The organism is Nicoletella semolina, from assembly GCF_004345745.1.
Classification (GTDB): Bacteria; Pseudomonadota; Gammaproteobacteria; order Enterobacterales; family Pasteurellaceae; genus Nicoletella; species Nicoletella semolina.
In genome coordinates this window covers 1-22501 of record NZ_SLXJ01000017.1, presented here as the reverse complement: position 1 = coordinate 22501, position 22501 = coordinate 1, and the positions used below count along the sequence as shown (strand labels likewise).

General features: G+C 41.7%; 18 protein-coding genes, 3 tRNA genes and 2 pseudogenes. 9 read left to right on the top strand and 14 right to left on the bottom strand.

From position 1 onward, the window contains the following. Nucleotides 1–127: 127 nt before the first annotated feature. The 10 genes and pseudogenes from EV693_RS08965 to mgsA all read right to left on the bottom strand — a co-directional run bounded on the left by EV693_RS08965 (nt 128) and on the right by mgsA (nt 10913). Nucleotides 128–2731 (bottom strand): restriction endonuclease, encoded by a 2604-nt coding sequence (locus EV693_RS08965; protein WP_132502026.1) that lies wholly within the window; start codon nt 2729–2731, stop codon nt 128–130. 166 nt (nt 2732–2897) lie between these two features. Next, nucleotides 2898–3937, bottom strand: a pseudogene (locus tag EV693_RS08960) (IS481 family transposase). A gap of 108 nt (nt 3938–4045) precedes the next feature. Further along, entirely contained in the window at nt 4046–4942 is an 897-nt protein-coding gene (locus tag EV693_RS08950; protein WP_132502025.1) for a cation efflux transmembrane domain-containing protein, read from the bottom strand. A gap of 90 nt (nt 4943–5032) precedes the next feature. After that, nucleotides 5033–5695 (bottom strand): annotated as a pseudogene (locus tag EV693_RS08945) (site-specific DNA-methyltransferase); the annotation flags it as partial. A gap of 158 nt (nt 5696–5853) precedes the next feature. Then, complete coding sequence (locus EV693_RS08940) at nt 5854–7122, bottom strand: paraquat-inducible protein A (protein ID WP_132502024.1); 1269 nt, start codon at nt 7120–7122, stop codon at nt 5854–5856. Continuing rightward, the gene (locus EV693_RS08935; protein ID WP_132502023.1) at nt 7109–7948 is read right to left on the bottom strand and encodes a metal ABC transporter permease; all 840 of its coding nucleotides are present in this window, start codon (nt 7946–7948) and stop codon (nt 7109–7111) included. Before EV693_RS08935 ends, EV693_RS08940 begins: the two co-directional genes overlap by 14 nt. Then, entirely contained in the window at nt 7941–8816 is an 876-nt protein-coding gene (locus EV693_RS08930; protein ID WP_132502022.1) for a metal ABC transporter permease, read from the bottom strand. The genes EV693_RS08935 and EV693_RS08930 overlap by 8 nt, the downstream gene beginning before the upstream one ends. A gap of 50 nt (nt 8817–8866) precedes the next feature. Beyond that, nucleotides 8867–9481, bottom strand: coding sequence for a ribonuclease HII (gene rnhB, locus EV693_RS08925; protein ID WP_132502045.1), 615 nt, complete (start codon nt 9479–9481; stop codon nt 8867–8869). A gap of 2 nt (nt 9482–9483) precedes the next feature. Beyond that, nucleotides 9484–10404, bottom strand: coding sequence for a tRNA-modifying protein YgfZ (gene ygfZ / locus EV693_RS08920; protein WP_132502021.1), 921 nt, complete (start codon nt 10402–10404; stop codon nt 9484–9486). 47 nt (nt 10405–10451) lie between these two features. Then, entirely contained in the window at nt 10452–10913 is a 462-nt protein-coding gene (gene mgsA / locus EV693_RS08915; protein WP_132502020.1) for a methylglyoxal synthase, read from the bottom strand. Nucleotides 10914–11052: 139 nt separating this feature from the next. Here mgsA and thrC point away from each other — a divergent pair, with 139 nt between their 5' ends. Further along, nucleotides 11053–12330: a threonine synthase gene (gene thrC, locus EV693_RS08910; RefSeq protein ID WP_132502019.1), complete on the top strand. Its 1278-nt coding sequence runs from the start codon at nt 11053–11055 to the stop codon at nt 12328–12330. 76 nt (nt 12331–12406) lie between these two features. On the opposite strand, the gene EV693_RS08905 is transcribed toward thrC, so the two are convergent. The 4 genes from EV693_RS08905 to mnmE form a co-directional block, all read right to left on the bottom strand. After that, on the bottom strand, nt 12407–12952 hold the full coding sequence (locus tag EV693_RS08905) for a restriction endonuclease subunit S (protein WP_132502018.1): 546 nt from the start codon (nt 12950–12952) through the stop codon (nt 12407–12409). Beyond that, nucleotides 12909–13463: a restriction endonuclease subunit S gene (locus EV693_RS08900; RefSeq protein WP_165904889.1), complete on the bottom strand. Its 555-nt coding sequence runs from the start codon at nt 13461–13463 to the stop codon at nt 12909–12911. The genes EV693_RS08905 and EV693_RS08900 overlap by 44 nt, the downstream gene beginning before the upstream one ends. Then, nucleotides 13456–15369 carry an HsdM family class I SAM-dependent methyltransferase gene (locus tag EV693_RS08895; protein WP_132502016.1) on the bottom strand — a complete coding sequence of 638 codons (1914 nt, stop codon included), beginning with the start codon at nt 15367–15369 and terminating at the stop codon, nt 13456–13458. Before EV693_RS08895 ends, EV693_RS08900 begins: the two co-directional genes overlap by 8 nt. 79 nt (nt 15370–15448) lie before the next feature. Beyond that, nucleotides 15449–16822 (bottom strand): tRNA uridine-5-carboxymethylaminomethyl(34) synthesis GTPase MnmE, encoded by a 1374-nt coding sequence (gene mnmE / locus EV693_RS08890; RefSeq protein WP_132502015.1) that lies wholly within the window; start codon nt 16820–16822, stop codon nt 15449–15451. A gap of 204 nt (nt 16823–17026) precedes the next feature. Here mnmE and rffC point away from each other — a divergent pair, with 204 nt between their 5' ends. From rffC to EV693_RS08850, 8 genes are all read left to right on the top strand, one after another. Beyond that, the gene (rffC, locus tag EV693_RS08885; RefSeq protein ID WP_132502014.1) at nt 17027–17707 is read left to right on the top strand and encodes a dTDP-4-amino-4,6-dideoxy-D-galactose acyltransferase; all 681 of its coding nucleotides are present in this window, start codon (nt 17027–17029) and stop codon (nt 17705–17707) included. Beyond that, a complete protein-coding gene (gene rffA / locus EV693_RS08880; RefSeq protein ID WP_132502013.1) occupies nt 17704–18837 on the top strand; it encodes a dTDP-4-amino-4,6-dideoxygalactose transaminase in 1134 nt (377 codons plus the stop codon). The genes rffC and rffA overlap by 4 nt, the downstream gene beginning before the upstream one ends. Further along, a complete protein-coding gene (locus EV693_RS08875; RefSeq protein ID WP_132502012.1) occupies nt 18834–19946 on the top strand; it encodes a TDP-N-acetylfucosamine:lipid II N-acetylfucosaminyltransferase family protein in 1113 nt (370 codons plus the stop codon). The genes rffA and EV693_RS08875 overlap by 4 nt, the downstream gene beginning before the upstream one ends. Before the next feature lie 4 nt (nt 19947–19950). Then, complete coding sequence (gene wzyE, locus EV693_RS08870) at nt 19951–21261, top strand: ECA oligosaccharide polymerase (protein WP_207906504.1); 1311 nt, start codon at nt 19951–19953, stop codon at nt 21259–21261. After that, entirely contained in the window at nt 21254–21976 is a 723-nt protein-coding gene (gene wecG, locus EV693_RS08865) for a lipopolysaccharide N-acetylmannosaminouronosyltransferase (RefSeq protein WP_132502010.1), read from the top strand. The genes wzyE and wecG overlap by 8 nt, the downstream gene beginning before the upstream one ends. A 135-nt stretch (nt 21977–22111) precedes the next feature. Next, a tRNA-Arg gene (locus EV693_RS08860) sits at nt 22112–22188 on the top strand. A 33-nt stretch (nt 22189–22221) separates the two neighbouring features. Beyond that, a tRNA-His gene (locus tag EV693_RS08855) sits at nt 22222–22297 on the top strand. 32 nt (nt 22298–22329) lie between these two features. Beyond that, nucleotides 22330–22406, top strand: a tRNA-Pro gene (locus EV693_RS08850). Nucleotides 22407–22501: the final 95 nt, after the last annotated feature.

The window sequence follows — 22501 nt, the reverse complement described above, 5'->3', positions numbered from 1 at the left end:
GCTCAACTACTAGTGTTATTGTTAAAAAAAACAAAGCGACAAAATAGACATTTTGTCGCTTTTTCTTGTAGGTTTCTCGTGCTGTCTTGAACTAGTCAAGCTGATCCAGTCAATATACGACGGAGAACTAAAGTTCTGATAATTTCTCCACAATCCGATAATTCACGCCATCAAACACCGCAAAATACTTCTTCGCACAGGTGATTTTTTGTTGTTCCGACCAATGCAATTTATCCAAATCCACGCCGTCTTGAATGCCTTTGCCTGTGTTTTTGGTTTCGGCAACAAAATACACTTGTTCACGATTTTTCATCACAATCGCCCAGTCGGGATTGTAATTGCCAATTGGCGTTGGTACGTTAAACCAGCCTGGTAATTTAAAATACAACTGCACATCATCGTGGTGTTCGCATTGCTCGGCAAACGTTTTTTCGGTTTGCGAATCCAGCGAAATAAAATCGGCAAAAATCGTTTTGTCTGGATTTTGCACCGAAAATGAATATTCATTTAAGAAAAATTCCGTGCCGTTTTGTTCCAAATCACGCCATTTCGCTAAACTTTGTGCGTAATTTTCCCCATTTTCAGGCAGTCTGAAATATTTAATGCCATCAATCATCAAGTCGTGTAACGCCAAGAGGATTTTTTCGCTAACCAAATCTACAAAACGTTGCGGATTATTGGCAATATCGGCAATCCGCCCCGATTGTTGCACAATTTCATAAACCGTTTGGCGGGTTAATTGCGTTTTCTTTTGGATTTCACCCAACACATCGGGAATTTGCCAATCTATCGCTGTTTGTTCCGTCCACGAATTTCTTTCCTCGCCCCAAATACCATCGGTTTGGGTTTGATGCAAAGTCGCTTTTTGCACCATGATTTGTGCCTTTTGAATGTCGGTCATATTTTTTATATGTTGCGACGCACTCTGTACCAACTGATCACGGGAAAATTGCACTTCATAGCGTGTTTTATGCTGCAATTTCTGCCAAATTGCTAAGAAAATAGGATCAATTGTAAAGCCTTTGCGGAATGTTTGTTGTTGGCGTTTTGCTTTGGATTTTACACCGCCGTTGCCAAATTGAATACCGCATTCATCTTCATATTCTTTTTGCAGATTGGCAGCAAAACTTTCGTAGCTTTCGTTGGCAATCACGGTCAAAATATTCACGCCGTCATCACGCACACGCTCGCCCTTTTGGTTTACTGCTAAACGCAAACCTCGCCCGATTTCTTGGCGTTTTTTAATCGGCGAACGAGTTTCATTCAGTGTGCAAATTTGAAAAACATTCGGATTATCCCACCCTTCTTTTAGGGCGGAATGCGAGAAAATAAACCGCAACGGCGACTCAAACGACAGCAATTTTTCCTTATCTTTCATAATCAAATTGTAAGTCGCTTCTTCTTTTGCTTTATCGGTTTTTAAACCTTTTTCTTTGCGGTCTTCTGAAAAATAACCATCGTGCACGCCGTCCGCTTTTTCGCCTGTTTTTTGCTCATAAATCTCGGCAAACCAGCGTGCAAATTTGCCGTCATTGCGATAATTTGCCACTTTATCAATAAAAAACAGCGACAGCACCTTCACGCCTTTGGGGTTGAGACGTTTTTCTTTCTCCAAATGCTCCACAATCGTCCGTTCAATCTGCTTTTTCATTATTTCATCACGGATAGCGTCATCGTTTTCACCCAAGCGGATAATCTGCCCACCTGACAATGCGATTTCGCCGTTTTCAACGTCCAAGCCATTGATTAAATAACCGAAACGGTAACTCTCGTTACCATTTGATTTATCAAATAAGTCATCGCCTGATTTGACGGTAACGGTTTTTTTCTTGGTCTCTTTTTTATCAACAAAATGAATGTCCACTTTGGCTTTCAGGCTGCCTTTGCCCGACACAAATTCCTTCAACGCCACATACGCCCCATTGACATCGTTTTGTGCCAAAACTGGCTCTACTTCAATTTGCTTTACCAGTTTTTTGTTATACGCATCTAACGGATTTAGACTGTAAATTTTGTGATACGGCTGCTTGTGCGTGGCGGAATATCGCAGCACAAACAAGGGATTAAGCGAATCAATCGCCTGTTTTGCCAGCTCGGTTTCCATATTTTGCGGTTCATCAACCAGTACAATCGGACTCGTTTGGCTAATATGCAAAATCGGAGCTTCGCCACTTTCGTTCACACGGTTAATCACGTTATCTTTTTGATTAAACGCCTGAATATTCATCACCAAAATTTCAATATTCTGATTGGTTGCAAAGCCACGCAAGGCGTTCAGACGGCTGCTGTCGTACACAAAATGGCGAAAAATCGGCTTGTCAAATTCCGCTTCAAAATGCGGTGTCATCGCCCGAATACTTTGCAAAATGCCTTCACGAATCGCTACGCTTGGCACGACAATTACAAATTTTTGCCAGCCGTAGCGTTTGTTTAGCTCAAAAATCGTTCGCAAATATACATAGGTTTTGCCCGTCCCCGTTTCCATTTCAATGGAAAAATTCAAACCGTGTTCGCCGATTTGCGTTTCAGGCTGCCCGAACTGTTTTTGCACCGCATTTAAATTTTTACCGATTTCGTCTACAGGCAAGGCACGATGATTGCCCACCACAGGCGAAGTGCCACTTGCCGTCATTTCAAATGCTTGGGCGTGATTAGGTTCGCCTTGAAATAAATCCACTACTGCAGAAATGGCATCAAGCTGATAGTCCAGTTTTTCAAATTTTAACTGCATAGCTACCCCACCTTATAGCGTCTCAAACGCCACATCAGCGTCTTTTAATTGCAACGCCAAATTTGCCTTTAGTGCGTCATTGCCCGCAAAAACCTTGTCCAACGCAAATGTAGAAGATCAAACCTAATCTGACAGTCCCCCGTTTTAAATTACCGTGTCTGTCAGATTAATTTGAGCTTAAATTCTTTTCCACCCAAATCCGTTTTCCATCAAGTAAGGTTGCCATCGGTGTTCTGCCACAGCACATTTTTCCTTGATGTGTTCGATGGTGATTATAATACATTAACCACTCATCTAAATCCGCTTGTAATGTCGTTAAACCGTATAAATTTTCTTCCTAAATGCCACTTGGTAAAATTCTTGTAAGATTGTTTTATGGAACCGTTCGCAGATGCCGTTAGTCTGCGGATGTTTTACCTTGGTTTTACTGTGTTCAATATCATTTATCGCTAAATAAAGCTCATAATCGTGATTTTCTACCTTGCCACAATATTCACTTCCTCGGTCAGTTAATATGCGTAACATCGGTAAACCTTGGCTTTCAAAGTAAGGTAACACTTTATCATTCAGCATATCCGCAGCACTGATAGCGGTCTTCATTGTATAAAGTTTTGCAAACGCCACTTTACTGTAAGTATCAATAAACGTTTGTTGATAAATACGGCCCACTCCTTTGAGGTTGCCCACATAGAAAGTATCTTGTGAGCCAAGATAGCCAGGGTGTACCGTTTCAATTTCACCACAGGCAATCTCATCTTCTTTCTTACGCTCTAAGGCTTGTACCTGTGCTTCACTGAGTATAATACCTTGTTCTGCAACCAGTTTTTCCAGGGCGATTAATCTTTGCTTAAAATTGGCAAGATGATGACGTAACCAAATCGAGCGTACACCTCCTGCTGAAACAAAGATGCCTTGTTTACGGAGTTCGTTACTCACTCTCACCTGTCCAAATGCTGGGTTATCAAGAGCAAACTTCACAACAGCTTGCTCTATTGCCTCATCAACACGATTTTTTAAGTTGGGAACGCGTCTATTTTGATTCAGCAATGCTTCAACACCACCTTGCTCAACCGCTTGTTGATAACGATAGAATGTATCTCGGCTCATTCCCATTACTTTGCAGGCTTGAGAAATATTACCCAGTTCTTCTGCTAAATTTAATAAACCAGTCTTGTGTTTAATGAGAGGGTTGTTAGAATAAAACATGAGAGTTTCCTTTTTGTTTAGATTGATTTTTGACACTCATATTCTAAACGGGAAACTCTCACTTTTTAGAGTGAATTGTCAGATCAAGTCTGATCTTCTGCATATTATTTAACCCTTCAACGCCAAAATGCGTCTGGCACCGTTAAGTACAATGCTCCCCGCGATGGTGCCGATAATCAGATCCGGATAATTGGAACCAGTCCACGCGACCAGGGCGCCGGCGGTGATACCCCCCAGGTTGATCACCACGTCGTTGGCCGAGAATATCCAGCTTGCCTTCATGTGCGCCCCGCCTTCCCGATGTTTGGATATGAGCAGCAGACAACTGGTATTGGCAATCAATGCGACGAATGCGATAGCCATCATCACCAGCGATTCAGGCTCACTACCGAATACAAAGCGTCTCACCACCTCTACGAGCACGCCCACAGCCAAGATCAGTTGCAGTACACCAGCAAGATGCGCGGCACGTACCTGCATTTTCACGCTATGTCCAACCGCATAAAGGGCAAGCCCGTACACCGCCGCATCGGAAAAATTGTCCAGGGATTCTCCAATCAGGCCGGTGGACTGGGCGATCAGACCGGCAGTCATTTCCACCACGAACAGAAGTGCATTGATGCCGAGCAACCAGCGCAGGGTCCCGGATTCTTGCTTAGCAGAAGCTGCCGAAAACTCGGCGGCCTTGATGGTCTCTGGATTTGCAGCGACGGTTTCCTGAAGCGAGGCGCCTAGCCCCAAGGTCTTCAGTTTCGAGGTGACGGGCTCGACCTCGCCGTCATGCACGACCTTCAGCCGGCGGTTCGACAAGTCGAAGGACAGCGCCCGAATCTCCTCAAAGCCGTTCAGGGCTAGGCGAATCATTCGTTCTTCTGATGGACAGTCCATCTTCGGCACGGCATAAACACTGACCCATCTCCCTGGCGCCTCGGAGGAGGCCTGTATATCGGTATCCGCTGCGGACGTTGCATCACCGCCACAGGCGCCACCACAGGATTTGCTCATAATACGACTCCACTTGAACAATGTTGTGGTACCATTTTAAACTATAAAGCTACTATAAAGTCAATAGAGTTTTGCAATACTCTTCTTTTGATTTTTTGAATAAACCAAAATATATTCAGCATTCTTAACAATATTTCCATCTTTTGCAGCTTTAACTTTCATTCCTTGGGTTGCAGATAATTCAACGTGAATAGTTGTAACAAAATTCTCCGCCCCAAATACTTCATCACACAATAATTTAAGCTGTGCCTGTTCGTTGTCATCAATCGATATAAAAATCACGCCGTCATCACGCAAAAGCGTTTTCGCCAAATGCAGGCGTGGCAACATCATAGAAAGCCAGTTGCTGTGGTAGTGTCCGCTGTCTTTGCTGTTTTTTCGCCATGCTCCTTGAAATACGCCGTCTCGTTTTAGGTAGCCGTCTGAATCTTTGTCGCCCACCCGTTTAGCGTACTCGTCTCGGGTCTCACTAAATTTGTCGGGATAAATGAAGCTGTCGCTGCCTGTGTTGTAGGGTGGGTCAATGTAAATCATTTTGACGCTGCCAGCGTAGGATTTTTGCAGAATTTTCAGGGCTTCCAGATTTTCCGCTTCAATGAAAATATTTTGCGTGCCATCAAAATTTACGCTTTCGGCTTGGCAAGGGGCAAGGGTGTTGAAAGTTGGGGTTTGTAGGGTGCGGTAGGCATCGGATTTGCCTGCCCAGTTCAGTTGATAGCGTTCGTTGTGAGAAGCCAGATTGTCTTCGCCCAAAATGAGTTTGAGTTTTTCAAAATCAATTTGGTTTTCACAGAAGATTTCGGGGAATAGCGATTTTAATTTTAAAAGATTGTTGTCTTTTAAATTGTTTGGGTTATCGTTGGCTGTTGTGCATTTTGTGTCCTTATTTGATGACGTCAAATAAAAACCGATTATTTTATTCTATTTTGGTGAATCTTCCACAACATTTTGGCATCAAGGTTTGTTGAGGCAATCATTGTTAAAAATACGGCTGCCCCAAAATAAAATGCAGCATCTCCTACCGAGAAATTGATAATTTGCCCTCGTTCTACCAATGACATCATCAATGCAAGCACAAAGAGATCGAGCATTGACCAGCGTCCAACGAAATGAACGTAATGCAGCAGTTTCATTTGCCAATGAATGTTATGTTTCCACTGGTAATGGATTGCCAGTAGCAGGTAGAGAATGACAGCGATTTTACTGACTGGCACGGCAATACTGGCGATAAAAACGATTGCTGCGACAGTGTAGCTTCCCATTTCTAAGAATAACAACACGCCGCTAATGAGAGAGTCAGCAGAGGTTGTCCCTGCAAATTCTGTGGAAGATATTGGCAAAATATTGGCAGGAAACATCATAATTGTGCCAGCGATGAGCGTTGCCCATACCCGTTGCAGCTTTATGTTGTCAGAAATATTGAGCTTTGAGGTGCAGCGTGGGCAGTGAGTTGGCTCTTTTCCTTTCTCTTTAGCTATTGATGGCTCAAATGTATAGCCACATTCGTGACATAAAGCGAGATTGGAGGCGTGATTGAGTGATATTTCTGTATATTCGGAATATTCAGGATAGAAGGTTTTCCATAGCTGTTTTGTATCAATTTTGATAAAAAGAAGTGTCGTCAGTAGCGTGGTAAGGACGAATGGAAGTAAATAAATATCAAATTCTAGCGAGGCGTATTCACGTACTTTAAATGCTGCAACGGCTAATGCCACAAGATAGACATCAAGCATCACCCATTGTTTGATTTTTCCTAATAATCGCAAACTGTAGTATGGACGGTGATCAAACCATTTTTGTATACCAAGTGTGATGACCAGTAAGACAAATGCAAAAGGCATTATTACTGAACAGAGCAAGATCATAAAGGCAGTATAGGGAAAACCTGCAGTGGCCATTTTCCACACACCTTCCCAAACAGAGGCGTGGATTTTTACACCCAGTAAATCAATGCTCATTAATGGAAATAATAACGCAAAGGGCAATAAAATTAGAATAGAGACAGCGATGATCGTACAGCGTTTTAGGCTCCAACGATGTGCTGCTTGCAGCACCGCATTGCAGTTGGGGCAGCAAGCGGTGTGATCAGTTAAATTTATTGCAATGCCTGTTAGGGTATGACATTCATTGCAACGTTGTAGGGTATAACTAGATTGTAAAGTGTAATCAGTAGATTTCATTGGTTTTTTGTTGCCATTTGGTCAAGCACAATGCGATTAAGAAACAAGTGGCTTGGATTAAAATGATCGTAGGTCCTGGGGCTGAGTCAATGTGATAACTTAAAATTGTCCCTAGCAATGATGATCCTACGGCAATGACAGTGGCGATGATTAGCATTTTATCAAAGCGAGACGAAAGCAGATAGGCTGTGATACCAGGGGCGATGAGCATTGCGACAACCAAAATCACACCCACAACCTGCATTGCACTGATAATGGTCAAAGCCAGTAATGACAATAAACCATAATGGAGTAGGGAAATGGATAATCCCATTACTTTAGCGTGATGGCTATCAAAGCAATAGAGCAGCAAATCTTTGCGTTTTAAGGCAATGATAAAGAATGTAATGATACAAATCATTAGGGTTTGTTGGAAATCGCTGTCGCTGATACCGAGCAAATTGCCAAATAAAATATGAGTGAGGTGTTCTCCTGTATTTATTGCGGTGAATAATACGATGCCAGCAGCAAACATACCAGAAAACACAATGCCCATAATCGTATCTTCTTTTAGCCGACTATGCTCTTTAATATAGCCTACAGAGACGGCACAAGCTAAACCTGAAGTGAATGCTCCCAAACTGAGCGGCAGACCGAAGATACTTGACAATACTACCCCAGGTAACACAGCGTGTGAGATAGCATCACCCATTAAAGACCAGCCTTTGAGTACCAAAAAGCAGGAAAGTAAGGCACAGACTGTCGCAACAATGATGGCGGTGAATAACGCACGTTGCATAAACTCAAAACTGAAAGGTTCAGCGAACCATTGCCATAGATTAACCATTTGTTACCTCCTTAGTATTAATAGGTTGCTTTTGTCTGCCAACACGCTGCGAGAGTAAGCCATATTTAGGCGCGAAAATGAAAGCAATTAAAAAAATGAGTGTTTGTAAAGAAACAATAACACCGCCTGTTGCACCGTTTAAGAAGTAGCTAATATAAGCCCCCACACCGCTTGTTAAGCTGCCAATCAGTACGGCAATCCAGACTAAATGAGAAAATTTATCCGTGAGCAAATAGGCGGTTGCACCAGGGGTTACTACCATTGCGATGACTAAAATTGCCCCAACAGTTTGGAGTGCAACTACAACACAGGCACTGAGTAAGGTAAAGAATAAGATTTTATAGCGCAGTGGCGATAGACCAACTGAAATTGCGTGATTTTCATCAAAAAAGACCAACAATAAGCCTTTCCAAAAGATAAGCAGCCCTACGAGTGATATGCCGATAATCAGGGAAACTTGCCCTAAATCATCATCAGCAATCCCCAAAATATTCCCCATAATAATGCCATTTACATCGACAGAGGTAGGATTTAGCGACACAATAAACATACCAAGGGCAAAGAATGTGGTGAAAATAAAGCCAATGACTGCATCCTCTCGGATTTTGGTGAGGCTTTTGACCCATAAAATAGATAGAGCAGCTAAAATACCAGAGAAGAATGCTCCGAATGCGTAGGGGAGTTTGAAAACATAGGCAATAGCAACCCCTGGTACGACAGCGTGCGAGAGTGCATCACCAATTAATGACCAACCTTTGAGCATCAAAAAAGCCGATAGGAAGGCACAAACAACACCAACTGCCATACTGACAAAAATGGCTTTTTGCATGTAATTGTAAGAAAAAGGTTCAAGTAAAAGTTCTACCATATTGTCTCCTTTGTAAATATAGTATGCGGATTGACCGCTTGTTTTAGTTTTTAGTGATTCTTTTCGTGAGCTTTTAGCACTCGTGCTACGGGGGCAAAGCTGGTACGATGAAACGGTGTTGCACCTAATTCTGCTAGTTTGGTCAAGTGTAATTTTGTTGGGTAGCCTTTATGTTGAGCAAAACCGTATTGTGGAAAAGCAACAGCCAATTCCGCCATTTCCGCATCTCGAGCGACTTTCGCCAAAATAGACGCCGCACTGATTTCAGCCACTCGCAGATCGCCTTTGACAACGGTTTGAGCTGGCATTGGTAATGAAGGTAGACGATTGCCGTCCACTAAGACAAAATCAGGTTTGATAGCTAAATTTGCCACCGCACGTTGCATAGCAAGCAACGTTGCGTGGAAAATATTGAGCTGGTCAATTTCTTCTACCTCTGCACGCCCCAGCGACCAACAGCGTGCTTTTAATTTGATTTCTTCAGCGAGCTGCAAACGGCGTTTTTCTGATAATTTTTTAGAATCCGTTAAGCCTGCAATCGGTTGAGTCGGATCGAGAATGACTGCTGCCGTAACTACTGCACCGACTAAAGGACCACGCCCAACTTCATCAACACCTGCAATATGATGTGCTTGCGGATATTCAAATGGCGGATAAGTTAGCATTGTCATAATGTTTCGTCCAAATGATAAGGCAATGACACAGGTGTTAAGTGCCATTCACTGACTCGGAATTGTGTATTTAGCTCAACGTCTTTATTTAACACCACTTGCAACCACAAGCTGTTCCCATCATAAATACAAGCTAGAATAGTGCCTGTTGATCTCCAGTTTTCACCAATTTGCATCTCAATGCTCGTACCGATGTTGGGTAATTCAACTTTTGCTTTACATTGTGATATTTTTCCCTCGAAGGCAAACATCGCTCGCTTATTCGCCCCTCGATATTTTGCCCGAGCAACCATTTCTTGTCCAATGTAACACCCTTTAGTAAATGAAATAGCTTTATCCAATCGTTGTAAATTGGTTGCCTGTGGGATCAGCTCAAATTGGTTAGCTTTATACAGCAGAGGAATGCCTTGTTGAATATCTAACCGATCCCATAATTGACTATCCGCATTTGTTTGCTTTTCTGGCTGCTCATCACCCCAAAAAATAGCCCGCTTTGGATTATCACCAAATGAAAAAATAACGTGCTTATCTGTTGTTAGCTGATTGCAAATTTTTTCGCAAAACTCACCGCTTGCATCTGCAACTATGCCAAACAATGGGGTTGAGTATTCTGTAAAGGTAACTTTTGAAAACACGGCATATTTCTTCAACTGAATGAGTGCTTCAGGCAATAAATCCACAGGCATAATCATGAAAAATTGTTCTTGAGTATGGCGGTATAAACGAAATAATGCACTCATTTTACCTTTAGGATCGCAATGGCAGGTGAGAGTTTGTTCCCCTATAGCGAGCTTGACAACATCGCAAGTTAATTGTCCTTGTAGGTATTTTTCAGCCTCTGTTCCGCTGGCTTCAATAAGACGGTATTGATTAAGCTCGACACAAGCAGGGAATTGTTCGGAATGTTCTTTCATCATTTTTTCTATTTTTGATTTGTCATTGATATTATTTTGATTAAATGCAATTACTCACCCAAACGAGAACGAAGGTAGTCATCATAGTCAGGAATTACCATCGTAAATGGTTGAGAAAATGGCGGTGATTGAATTAGAAAATCAGCGGTTGCTTTATTAATCGCAACAGGAATATTCCACACCGTTGCAATTCGCATCAGGGCTTTTACATCAGGATCGTGTGGAGCTGCATTCATCGGATCCCAGAAAAAAATGAGCATATCAATTTTTTTCTCTGCAATTAAGCCACCAAGCTGTTGATCGCCGCCCATTGGACCACTTAATAACGCCGTAATCACTAGCCCTGTTTCACGAGTGAGCAAATGCCCTGTTGTACCTGTGGCATAAAGTGTATGATTGCTAAGTATGTTACTGTGTTTTTTACTCCAATCAATGAGTGCCTGTTTGCAACTATCGTGAGCAACAAGAGCAATTTTTTTATGAATACCCAATTGGCGAGTTGTCGTTTGCATAATTTCTCCTTTTGCAAATTTTTTACGCAATCATACCGCTTGTTAGCGGTCAGAGAAAGCGGAAATTTTACAGCTTTCAATTGACTAAAAGATGGGAATAGCTAGAATTTGATAAGTTTACGGATAACAAGGAATGCGAATGAACTTATACAACATTAAACACCCAGAAGAACAAGTCAATTTTGCCCAAGCGGTACGCCAAGGCTTAGGAAAAAATCAGGGACTTTTTTTCCCTGAAGTGTTGCCTCAATTAGAGAATATTGATGAACTGTTAAACCTACCATTAGTTGAACGTAGCCAGAAAATTTTATCGGCACTCATCGGCGATGAAATTGCCTCAGAAACATTGAACGCAATGGTCAAAAATGCCTTTACTTTCCCAGCACCGCTTGCGAAAGTTAGTGAAGATATTTTTGCTCTAGAACTCTTTCACGGTCCAACCCTCGCATTTAAAGATTTTGGCGGACGCTTTATGGCACAGGCATTAGCAGCGGTGCGTGGCGATGGCAAAATCACTATTTTAACTGCCACTTCTGGCGACACTGGAGCAGCTGTAGCACACGCTTTTTACGGTTTAGCAAATATTAACGTCGTCATTTTATACCCAAAAGGGAAAATCAGCCCTCTTCAAGAAAAACTATTTTGCACACTAGGTGGCAACATTCGCACGATTGCGATTGAGAGCGATTTTGACGCTTGCCAAGCGTTGGTGAAACAGGCGTTTGATGATGTTGAGTTGCGTGAAGCTATCGGATTAAACTCTGCGAATTCAATTAATATCAGTCGCTTATTGGCACAAGTTTGCTATTATTTTGAAGCGGTTGCACAATTACCAAAAGAGAAGCGTTCAGAGATTGTTGTTTCCGTTCCAAGTGGAAATTTTGGTAACTTAACTGCAGGGCTAATTGCGAAAACACTTGGCTTGCCAATCAAGCGTTTTATTGCCTCAACCAACGCAAATGACACCGTGCCTCGCTATTTAAAATCAGGCGAATGGTCGCCAAACGCCACTGTTGCCACTTTATCCAATGCAATGGACGTCAGCCGCCCAAATAACTGGCCTCGAGTGGAAGAGTTATTTAAACGGAACGGCTGGGCGTTGGGTGAGTTGGGTTCAGATGCATTAAGTGATGCAGAAACGGAAGCTGCATTAAAAGCACAACATGCACAAGGCTATCTCTGCGAACCGCACGGAGCAATCGCTTACCAAGTGTTGAAAGACCAACTGCAAGCGGGTGAAACAGGCATTTTCCTCTGCACTGCCCACCCTGCTAAATTTAAAGAGAGTGTAGAGCGTATTTTAGACATTGAATTACCGTTGCCCGAAGCATTAGACAAGCACAATAAAATGGAATTATTGTCCGACACCATGCCAGCAGACTTTATGAAATTGCGTGAGTATTTGTTGGTGGAGTAAGCAAATCAGTTTCAGATATAAGCGGTAAGTATTGAGCAAAAGTTTGCAAGAACTTACCGTTTTTTATGTAAAAAAACTATTTATTATTTAGCGATTTGAAAGATAAATAACGTATAATTTGCCGTAATTCAATTTGTCTCATATAGTTTGACATATATGACCAATTGGGTTGTTGAGTATCTATGGCAGGCAATAGAATTTTTTGGCGTGACATTCTTGTCGCATTGAATTTATAGCCATATTGATATTTGGATTTTTGCTGCAAAATTGCAGCTTTTAAGAATAAATAAGCGTATTTATCTGGATATTCAGATTTAATTTTTAAACGTTTTACATCATCAGAAAATAAACATTCATATGGGTGATAAAAGTTTTCTACCACGCTGCCATTATAATTTACGCCTAATACATTTTTATCCAAACTACTATTTTGATTAGTAATAAATGCGGTAATGCCATTATTGCTATCACTTGCTCCAATAAATGGTATTTTGCCATTTATCATATCTTGTTTCGTTAAACGTACACCCGATAAAATTTCACAAATATCTTCAATTTTAAATTCAGACCACTTGACTTTATTCAGATTCTGTTTTACCCCCCCCCCCCCGCATAATTTCATTATTATTCAATGGGTTATAGTAATTTAGGATGGTTTTTATTTTGTCTTTTTCAAATTGACGCATAAAATCTTCCATAAATTGCCAATCTGGGGTTTCGCTTTGGTTTATGGGCAGTAATATTTTATCATTTTTGAGACGATTGGGTCTTACTTGATTACCATAAGAATATTTTTCTCTTAGCCTATTTAAAAGAGTTACAATAAAAAAGGCACTATACTTATTAATATTCTCATTTATCAATACTGTTATATTATCATCACACTTAAAATCAAATTTTTGATAAAACGCATTACCAAACATATCCAAAGTGATAGCATTAGAATATGTGATTTGTTCCTCATTGTTGATAAATGATGATATTCCATTTTGACTTTCTCCCGCTGTAACAAAAGGTATTTTGCCCTGTTGTCTATTAGAAGCTACAAGCCTTCTTCCCCTTATATTAACGTCAAATAAATCTCCAATTTTAAACGCTTTCCACTCTCGATCCGTCAATTTCAACTCACTCATCATCTTTCCCTAATCCAAATAAATAGCCACGACCGTGTGTAATCATATTAACTTCAAAAGTTAAATAATCGGCAATCACTTTCTCAAAATCTGCTTCGCTAGGAATTTCATCGTTGAAATAGTAAAACGAATGCAACCATTCATCGTCTGCTTCAATCGTGGTTTCTACACAAAATTTGTTTTCCGCAGGCAGTCTGCCGTGCCATACATCTAACAAACGCTCTTTTTTGTCTTTTGCACTCACCGTTTCCACTAAACCAATATGTTTTTTCACCTCAAAACCATCATTTTCAAAATTGATGAACTTAACGAGTTTATCTTTATCGTGCGGTACACCAGTCGTAAAAATAGCGATACAAGGGTTGGTTCCCACACCGTAAAAGGTATTTTTATTGAGTGTAATTACCCCTTCGAGTGTGTGTTTTTTCAAAATATTTTCTTTAATCGCCTGTTCTTCTTTGGTTTTCCCCGTCATAGAAGATTGCGGTACAATGACAATCGCTTTACCGTCTGCAGTCAGTGAATTTAACAGCTGCTCAGTGAAGGCAATTTCGTATAAATTCGGATTGCTTTTTGAGCCTTGCGAATATGGAGGGTTCATCATGCCAATATTGCAGCCTTTGAGTTGCAATTGGGCGGGATTTTGTTTAAGAAAATCTTCCTGTTCTAAATTACTTTTGCCATCGCCACGTAAAATCATATTAGTTGTCGCAATAGTAAACATATAAGGTTGCAGTTCAATACCATGTAATTGCTGTTTGCGAATATGACGCTTTTCGGCTTCTTTATCCGTTTTTTCTAACATATGATGCATGGCGGCAATCAAAAAACCAGCCGTGCCACAGCAAGGGTCAAACACTTTGTCGCTGGGGCGTAAATCAACCAATTCACAAAATAATTCTACAATATGGCGTGGCGTTAAAACGATGCCCAGAGTTTGTCCATCGCCGCCTGAATATGACATAAATTCGCCGTAAAAACGTCCCAAATAATCTTCAGAGGATTGAATATTTCTGATGTTTTTATAGATATGTTCGTAAATAAATTGTGTGTAATGTTTAAGTGGTGTTTTGCCCAAAGTGACGTTCACTTCGTTAATCGCCTTGGTGTCTTTAATCACGAGAAATTGACTGAGCAATTTATCTTTTTTGACTTCAGGCTGTACTTGGGCACGTTTTAAATTGCTTTCAATCGCTTCATAGATTTTTTGTCCATCGGTTTTGACATCATCACCATTTAAATTATCTAGACTGAAATTTTGAAACTCCATTTCACGCAAAGCCAATAAAATACCAGAAACAATCAAGGGCTTATCTTTATCCTGAATGCTGCCATAATTGCGTAAATCTTCGTGTAGTTCTTTAGCATCTTTTAAAATTTCAGCGGTAGTTTTCTCGTCATCAGTTTGTTCTCTGAGAATATATTTGGTGTAGTATTCATTGATATTTTTAGTGTTGAAAAGGGTAAATGTTTCAACATCTTCCAATTCTTTGTACTCGCCACGTTCATTGATAAACAAAGGTGAAATTTTGTGGCGTTTTTCATCGCCAGACACGCCGATGGCAATTATTTTTTTATAACTGGTATTTTGTGATAAATGAATGCCATAGTGCAACGCACCATTGACTGCAAAATTAGTCACACTTTTAGTTTCAAGACAGATAAGTTGGTCGTTATTACGCTGGATATGTTTACTAAGATCAGCTTTGTCTTCAATAACAAGCACAAAGTCTTGTACGATACCGCAATATTCAGGAAAGCCTACTTTGCCTTTACCTGACTTAGATGCCGTTTTTAGTGCACCATTTAGTTCCTTAATTGAACTGCCTTGTGGATCCAGTGAAATCCCAGCTTCTTTAAGTAATTCATAAACCCATAAATCGGTTTTAACTTCTTTCTTTGCCATCATTTAATTTCTATTGATATATTACACTTAGGCTATAATTTAGGGACGTAATGTCTCTAGTAAATAAAATAATCTTGTTCTACTTCCCGATACAAAACGAGCTAAATATATTGCCGAGCAGATCATCGGAGGTGAATTGTCCTGTGATTTCGCTTAAGGCGTTTTGCACGAGACGGAGTTCCTCTGCGAGCAGCTCGCCTGCGAAGAATTGTGTAAGCTGAACGTGTCCTCGTTGTAAATGATTGGCGGCGAGGTTTAGGGCTTCAAGATGGCGGCGGCGAGCGATAAAGCCGCCTTCGGTGGAGCTTTGGTAGCCCATCGATTTTTTGAGATGTTCACGCAATAAATCGACGCCAAGCTGGGTTTGAGCGGAGAGGCGGATCACGGTTGTATTTGCTCTGTCAGTTTGTGATAGTGCTTCAATGCCTTCATTCTCGCCTGATAAATCGACCTTGTTGCGGATTACGGTAAGCGGTAAGTTTGGTGGTAATTTTTGCAAAAAGTCTGCATATTCTGTTTTAAAGTTTACTGCCTGTGATTGATTGCTGTCGATCATCAGCAAAATATGATCAGCTTGCTCAATTTCACTCCACGCTCGTTGAATACCGATTTTTTCCACCTCATCACTGGCTTCACGCAAGCCTGCTGTGTCAATGATGTGCAATGGCATTCCATCAATATGAATGTGTTCTCGTAATACATCACGAGTTGTGCCTGCGATATTGGTGACAATCGCTGCTTCACGACCTGCGAGAGCGTTAAGCAGGCTGGATTTGCCTGCATTTGGCTTGCCTGCGATCACGACTTTCATTCCTTCACGCAATATTGTACCTTGTTTGGCTTGGTATCGAACAGCATCGACTTGGGCGATGATATCATTTAATTTGCTTTCAATTTTGCCATCAGCGAGAAAATCAATTTCTTCATCAGGAAAATCAATCGCTGCCTCGACATAGGTTCGTAGATAAATGACTGCTTCAACGAGTTGGTTGATTTTGTGAGAGAATTCGCCTTGTAGCGATTTTAAGGCTGAGCGTGCAGCCTGCTCTGAAGTGGCATCAATGAGATCGGCAATTGCTTCGGCTTGGGCAAGATCGAGCTTGTCATTGAGAAAGGCTTGCTCGGAGAATTCACCTGCTCGGGCAATGCGTACGCCGTGGATTTTTAAAATGCGTTGCAACAACAAATCTAAAATCACTTGCCCGCCGTGTCCTTGTAGCTCTAGCACATCTTCGCCAGTAAAAGAATGTGGAGCCTTGAAAAAGAGGGCAATCCCTTGATCAAGAATATCATTATTTTCATCACGGAAAGGGAGGTAATCCGCTACCCTTGGTTTCGGGCATTTGCCAAGAACAGTTTGAGCGACAGTGCTTGCTAGCGGTCCAGATACACGCAAAATACCAATTCCACCTCGCCCAATCGGAGTGGCTTGTGCCACGATGGTTTCTTTCATTTGAAATCTCATTTTTTGTCTATTTGTCAAAAATGGTGCGATTATACTCTAATGGGGGTATTGTTATAATAGGTTTTTGTATCATTTCTTGAATAGTGAAATAATCGTAGCTGATAATACGGAAGTGTTTTGGGCTTGAGCTGTAATGTACTTGTTTGTAGGTATGTGCGAAAATCGGTGTATTTCAACTTAATCAGTATGTGAATGAGTAGCAAAATAATACTCTGTGAGTGGGAAACGGCATTTTTTCAGCGTCCGATTTTTTGCCTTGAATTGGGGCAAGCTCCGTTTAGATTGCCTGAATATGAGGGTGGCTTGCTGTGGGCAAAGGTATCGGCAGAGAGGTTGGCTGAGGCAGATTTTTTGCAACAGTGTGGCTTCCAATGGGTGGAGAGTGAGGTGGAGCTGCGTTTTTTACTTGCAAAAAATGAGGGAAATCCGACCGCTTGCGAACAGGCAACAGACGCAGATCTGCCTGAACTCCAAGCCTTGATGGGCGAAGCATTTCCGCAAAGCCGTTTTCGTGAGCCGTGGTTTTCAAAAACGGAGCATCAGCGGTTTTATCAGCATTGGATTGCTCAGGCTATGGCAGGTAAATTTGATGATGTTTGCTTGTTGAAACGCACTGAAAATGGCGAATTGCAGGGGGCAGTTAGCCTGAGATCTAGGGGGGATTATGCGACAATTGGTTTACTTGCGGTTGTTGAAAAATATCGCAATCAGGGGATTGGGGCATTTTTGCTGGAGCAGGCAAAATGTTGGGCAGTAGTACAGGGGGCAACAGAGCTAATGGTGCGAACACAGCGTAACAATTCAGCTGCAATCAGGCTTTATCAACATTTGGGCGGTCAAATTTGTACACGATCTGACTGGTTTTATCGATGATTCCATTTAATCAATCGCCTCGAGTTGGCACGGAACACCATTATCTGCAACAGGCTCTGGCTCATACCAATTTAGCAGGCGGTGGGGATTTTTCTCGTCGTTGTGAGCAGTGGCTTGAGCAGCAGCTGAAAAGTCCCAAAGTGCTTTTAACCCCTTCTTGTACGGCCGCATTAGAAATGGCAGCACTGTTGTTAGATATTCAAGTGGGCGATGAAGTGATTATGCCGAGCTATACTTTTGTCTCGACGGCAAATGCGTTCGTGTTGCGAGGGGCAAGCGTTGTGTTTGTCGATATTCGCCCTGATACGATGAATATCGATGAGCAGTTGATTGAGGCGGCAATAACGCCAAGAACCCGTGCGATCGTGGTGGTGCATTATGCTGGTGTGGCGTGTGAGATGGACAGGATTATGGCGTTGGCAGAAAAATATCAGCTTTATGTTGTTGAAGATGCGGCACAGGCGATAGGGGCGAGCTATAAGGGAGGTGCATTGGGGAGTATCGGACATTTGGGTTGTTTGAGTTTTCACGATACGAAGAATGTTACGGCAGGTGGCGAGGGCGGAGCGTTAATCATTAATGATCCTCGTTTTGTGGCGCGAGCGGAAATTGTGCAGGAAAAAGGTACAGATCGTTGTCAATATTTTCGAGGGCAGGTCGATAAGTATGGTTGGCGAGATGTTGGTTCAAGCTATTTGCTTTCTGAGTTACAAGCCAGTTTTTTGTTTGCACAACTTGACGCCTTTGAGCAAATTTTTGCAGTGAGAATGCAGCGATATTTGCATTATTTTCGTGCTTTTCGACCGCTTGCAGAGCGAGGCGTGTGTGAATTGCCACAAGTGCCAGTCGATTGCCAGCATAATGCACATATGTTTTATCTTAAATTGGCAAATATTACCGAGCGTACGGCATTGATCGCATTTTTAGCTGAACGTGATATTTTGGCTGCTTTTCATTATGTGCCCTTACATACCAGTCCTGCAGGGGAAAAATGGGGACGCTTTTCAGGAGAGGATCGTTTTACCCAACAAGAAAGCGAACGGTTGGTACGTTTACCGCTATTTTACAATATGACTGATGATGAGCAACAGGCTGTGATTTTAGCCATTTACGAGTTTTTTGGACAATGATGATTTTTCATTTTCTCGGTGCAAATATTCCACACCATAACCGCCGAGTGTTGCAGTTTTTTGAATGTGAGTTGTTGCCACATCTCAAATTAGAACAACACCACTTTTATGTAGTCGGCGATTGTCAATTACAGGTTGAATTTCCCAAGCTCAATTTGGTGGCACTACCGACTAAAAGGGCGGCTGCAATGAGATTGATTGCAGATTTTCGCCGTAATGCGACCGCTTGCTGTTTGTTGCACGGACAGTTTAATGGCTGGATTTGGATAGCAATATTGCTGGGATTGCTGCCTGTAAATCGTTGCATCTGGCATATTTGGGGGGCGGATTGGTATGAGCAATCTCGTCGCTGGACATTTCGCCTATTTTATCCGATACGTCGCTTAGCACAGCAAAAATTGCCTGAAATATGGGCAACTTTGGGCGATCTTGCTGCGGTAAAGGAACGTTTTCCTAGAAGAATTGGGCGAGATAAAGTGGTTTATTTTCCCACAAAAATGGGAGGCGGTTTGAAAATCGAACATAGTCATATTGCTAGTGTGCAATGCGATGAGCAATATTTATCAAATCGTCCATTTACCGTGTTGTTAGGCAATTCTGGTGATCCGACTAATTTGCATCTGGAGGCATTTTCTCAGATTTATCAATGTTTAGGCTCTGCAGTCAGGATTATTGTGCCAATGGGCTATCCAGCAAATAACACAGCGTATATTGCACAAGTTGAGGCTGAAGCGAGGCGTTTTTTTTCTGTTGAACAGGTGATGGTATTGGATCAAGCGGTGAGTTTTGAGCAATATTTTGCATTGTTAAAGCAGTGTGATGTAGGCTATTTCAATTTTAAACGTCAGCAAGGGGTAGGCACAATATGTTTGTTGCTTTCGCAGCAAATTCCTGTTGTGCTAAATGATCAAAATCCGTTTAGGTTGGATCTGCAAGCGACTGGCGTGCCATTTTTGGTAGCGGATATGCTTTCCAAAGCGGCAGTTGAGAAGGTGAAGACCATATTACATCAGCAAGATCTGACTGCTTTACCCTTTTTCCCAGAGAGGTATCGTCAGCGTTGGACGGCATTGCTGGTTGAGCTTGAATGCCAGAAAAACATGGAATAGGACAATGATAATGGAGTATGTGGTTTTATTTGGCGTTTATTTGCTTTCTTTGAGTGGTATTGCGTGGCGAATGTTAGTCGCCTACCGATCCCAAGCTTTTTCTTTTCGCCTACTGTTTAGTGCGATTTATGTGGTAACGTTTTACTTCGGATTCCCTTTTTCTTTGTCGCTAGGTATGGGGTTTGCACAACCTATGATTTCAGTAGAACAGATGTTACAGGCGTTATTGGTAAGTTTTGTGGGCTATTTGTGTTATGAGATCGGATACGGTTTCGTTGTGCGTTTTTATCCGCTTTCTCGGCACTCGTCGTCTCAAGCCTGCCTTGTGAATCCGCAATTTGCAAAATTAGAAGGAAATCTCACCGCTTGTTTGTTGGGAGGCTTGGCACTGCTCAGCTTGGGAGGTTTTATTTATTTGAATGATGGATTGCTGCTGTTTAAATTGACAAAATACCATCAGATTTTTTCATCGCAAGTCGAAGCAATTCCCCTAAAGCGATTTTTCTATTTCTTTTTACCTGCCTTGTTGCTGGTTTTTTTTCTGTATCCAAGCAAAAGAATGTGGTGGTACTTTTTGATTCTGGCTAGTGGGTATGGTCTATTAAGTTATCTAGCAGTGGGCGGAACACGAGCAAATTTGGCACTGGCAGTGTTTTTCTTTGTGTTGATTGGACTGTATAAAAAATACCTTAATCTAGCGTGGTTAGTCGCTGTGGTAATGACGGTCTTAGTGGGAATGTTCATCTTGGCATTGGTTCGCTATGACTTGAATGTACAAGGAAGAGAGGCTTGGTTCACGTTTTTATATTTGACTAGAGATACGTTTTCTCCGTGGGAAAATGTAGTCAAAATTTTACACGCACCTATTGAATATCAGGGAGTGATGCCAATTATTCGTGATTTTTATGTCTATATTCCACAGAGTATATGGGTTGATCGTCCTGATATTGTGTGGAATAGTGCCAATTACTTTACTAAAGTTGTATTAGGCAATCAGTCTGGGCTGGCGATTTCACCGACTATTTTAGGCTCTTTCTATATTATGGGGGGGCTGATGTGGATTGTCTTCGGTATGATGCTGTGTGGTGTGATTATCTGTATTTTAGATCGTTGCTTTGCATATGGTAAGAGACATCAACAGGTGAGCCGTTCAGCGATTATTCAAGCATATTGTTTTGCTCAATTATTCAACTTAGTTGTGTTGGTACGAGAGGGGGCAGATGCCTTTGTCTCTCGTTTTGTTTTCTTTAATATTTGTTTTATGGGCTGTTGGGCAGTTGCTTATGTGATCTCAAGGAAATACCAGAATGAATAAGGTCAATATTCGTAATATTGCAGTCATAACAGCTGCTCATCAGCAGAATCTGCTCGATTTCCTACTTGAAGATAATAGGGTGAAGTTTGGACGGCTGTTTGCGATCAATGCAGAAAAGGTAATATTGAGTGGTAAGCGGTCAGATTTGGCAGAATGTTTGCAACATGCTGAATTTTGCTATGCTGATGGCATTAGTATCATTTTGTCTATCCGACGTAAGTATCCAGAATTGGCTAATATGGAAAGAATAGCAGGGGCAGATCTTTGGCTTGCTTTAATGAATGAGGCAGCTAGGCAAGGGGTGCCTGTTTTTATATTAGGCAGTTCGCCCGTTGTGTTGGCTGACACGGTAGAGAAATTAAAATACATGGGGGTGAATGTTGTTGGGCAGTACGATGGTTATTTTTCTGCTGAATATGAGAATGAATTAATTGCAGCAATCCAGCATTCAGGAGCAAAAATTGTCAGTGTCGCTTTAGGATCGCCAAAACAGGAGCTTTTTATCCAGCGTGCCTATATGAAATATCCGTTTGCCTTATATATGGGGGTTGGGGGAACCTATGATGTGTTCACTGGACGAGTAAAACGAGCACCAAAATTGTGGCAAAAATATGGCGTGGAATGGCTGTATCGTGCCATAACCCAACCTAGACGTTGGAAGCGTCAATTAAATCTCATCAAATATGCCTATTATTACTGGTTCAATAAGTTATAAAATCGCCAAGTAGTCTTAATTTTTCACCATTTTGTGTAAATTAGCACCAAGAGTAAATATTTTTACAAAAAGTGCTAGACAGGAATCTCTGAAATCACTATTATACGCCTCCGTTGCGACGCACTACTGAATAACGCGTTCGTAGCTCAGTTGGATAGAGCGTTGGCCTCCGGAGCCAAAGGTCGCAAGTTCGAATCTTGTCGAGCGCGCCAGAGAGGTTAAGCAATGTTCAATATGGTATAGTGGTGGCTATAGCTCAGTTGGTAGAGCCCTGGATTGTGATTCCAGTTGTCGTGGGTTCGAGTCCCATTAGCCACCCCATTTAACGATACTCATTTTTAGTGAGTAATTGACGGCGAGTAGCGCAGCTTGGTAGCGCAACTGGTTTGGGACCAGTGGGTCGTAGGTTCAAATCCTATCTCGCCGACCATTTTTGCTCTTTAACAAAGAATCAGACAATCTGTGTGGGCACTTGTTTGGGTTAGTTTAGATATATAATTGAATATTTTGAATATAACTTAATAG

Excerpts from the sequence above, each read along its gene's own strand:
- mgsA (WP_132502020.1), bottom strand. The coding sequence starts at position 10,913 with ATGCAAACGACAACTCGCCAATTGGGTATTCATAAAAAAATTGCTCTT.
- EV693_RS08895 (WP_132502016.1), bottom strand. The coding sequence starts at position 15,369 with ATGGCAAAGAAAGAAGTTAAAACCGATTTATGGGTTTATGAATTACTT.
- rffA (WP_132502013.1), top strand. The coding sequence starts at position 17,704 with ATGATTCCATTTAATCAATCGCCTCGAGTTGGCACGGAACACCATTAT.
- EV693_RS08965 (WP_132502026.1), bottom strand. The coding sequence starts at position 2,731 with ATGCAGTTAAAATTTGAAAAACTGGACTATCAGCTTGATGCCATTTCT.
- wecG (WP_132502010.1), top strand. The coding sequence starts at position 21,254 with ATGAATAAGGTCAATATTCGTAATATTGCAGTCATAACAGCTGCTCAT.
- EV693_RS08940 (WP_132502024.1), bottom strand. The coding sequence starts at position 7,122 with ATGAAATCTACTGATTACACTTTACAATCTAGTTATACCCTACAACGT.
- thrC (WP_132502019.1), top strand. The coding sequence starts at position 11,053 with ATGAACTTATACAACATTAAACACCCAGAAGAACAAGTCAATTTTGCC.
- mnmE (WP_132502015.1), bottom strand. The coding sequence starts at position 16,822 with ATGAAAGAAACCATCGTGGCACAAGCCACTCCGATTGGGCGAGGTGGA.
- rnhB (WP_132502045.1), bottom strand. The coding sequence starts at position 9,481 with ATGCTAACTTATCCGCCATTTGAATATCCGCAAGCACATCATATTGCA.
- EV693_RS08930 (WP_132502022.1), bottom strand. The coding sequence starts at position 8,816 with ATGGTAGAACTTTTACTTGAACCTTTTTCTTACAATTACATGCAAAAA.
- rffC (WP_132502014.1), top strand. The coding sequence starts at position 17,027 with ATGAGTAGCAAAATAATACTCTGTGAGTGGGAAACGGCATTTTTTCAG.
- EV693_RS08875 (WP_132502012.1), top strand. The coding sequence starts at position 18,834 with ATGATGATTTTTCATTTTCTCGGTGCAAATATTCCACACCATAACCGC.
- wzyE (WP_207906504.1), top strand. The coding sequence starts at position 19,951 with ATGATAATGGAGTATGTGGTTTTATTTGGCGTTTATTTGCTTTCTTTG.
- ygfZ (WP_132502021.1), bottom strand. The coding sequence starts at position 10,404 with ATGATGAAAGAACATTCCGAACAATTCCCTGCTTGTGTCGAGCTTAAT.
- EV693_RS08900 (WP_165904889.1), bottom strand. The coding sequence starts at position 13,463 with ATGAGTGAGTTGAAATTGACGGATCGAGAGTGGAAAGCGTTTAAAATT.
- EV693_RS08935 (WP_132502023.1), bottom strand. The coding sequence starts at position 7,948 with ATGGTTAATCTATGGCAATGGTTCGCTGAACCTTTCAGTTTTGAGTTT.
- EV693_RS08905 (WP_132502018.1), bottom strand. The coding sequence starts at position 12,952 with ATGAAATTATGCGGGGGGGGGGGGGTAAAACAGAATCTGAATAAAGTC.
- EV693_RS08950 (WP_132502025.1), bottom strand. The coding sequence starts at position 4,942 with ATGAGCAAATCCTGTGGTGGCGCCTGTGGCGGTGATGCAACGTCCGCA.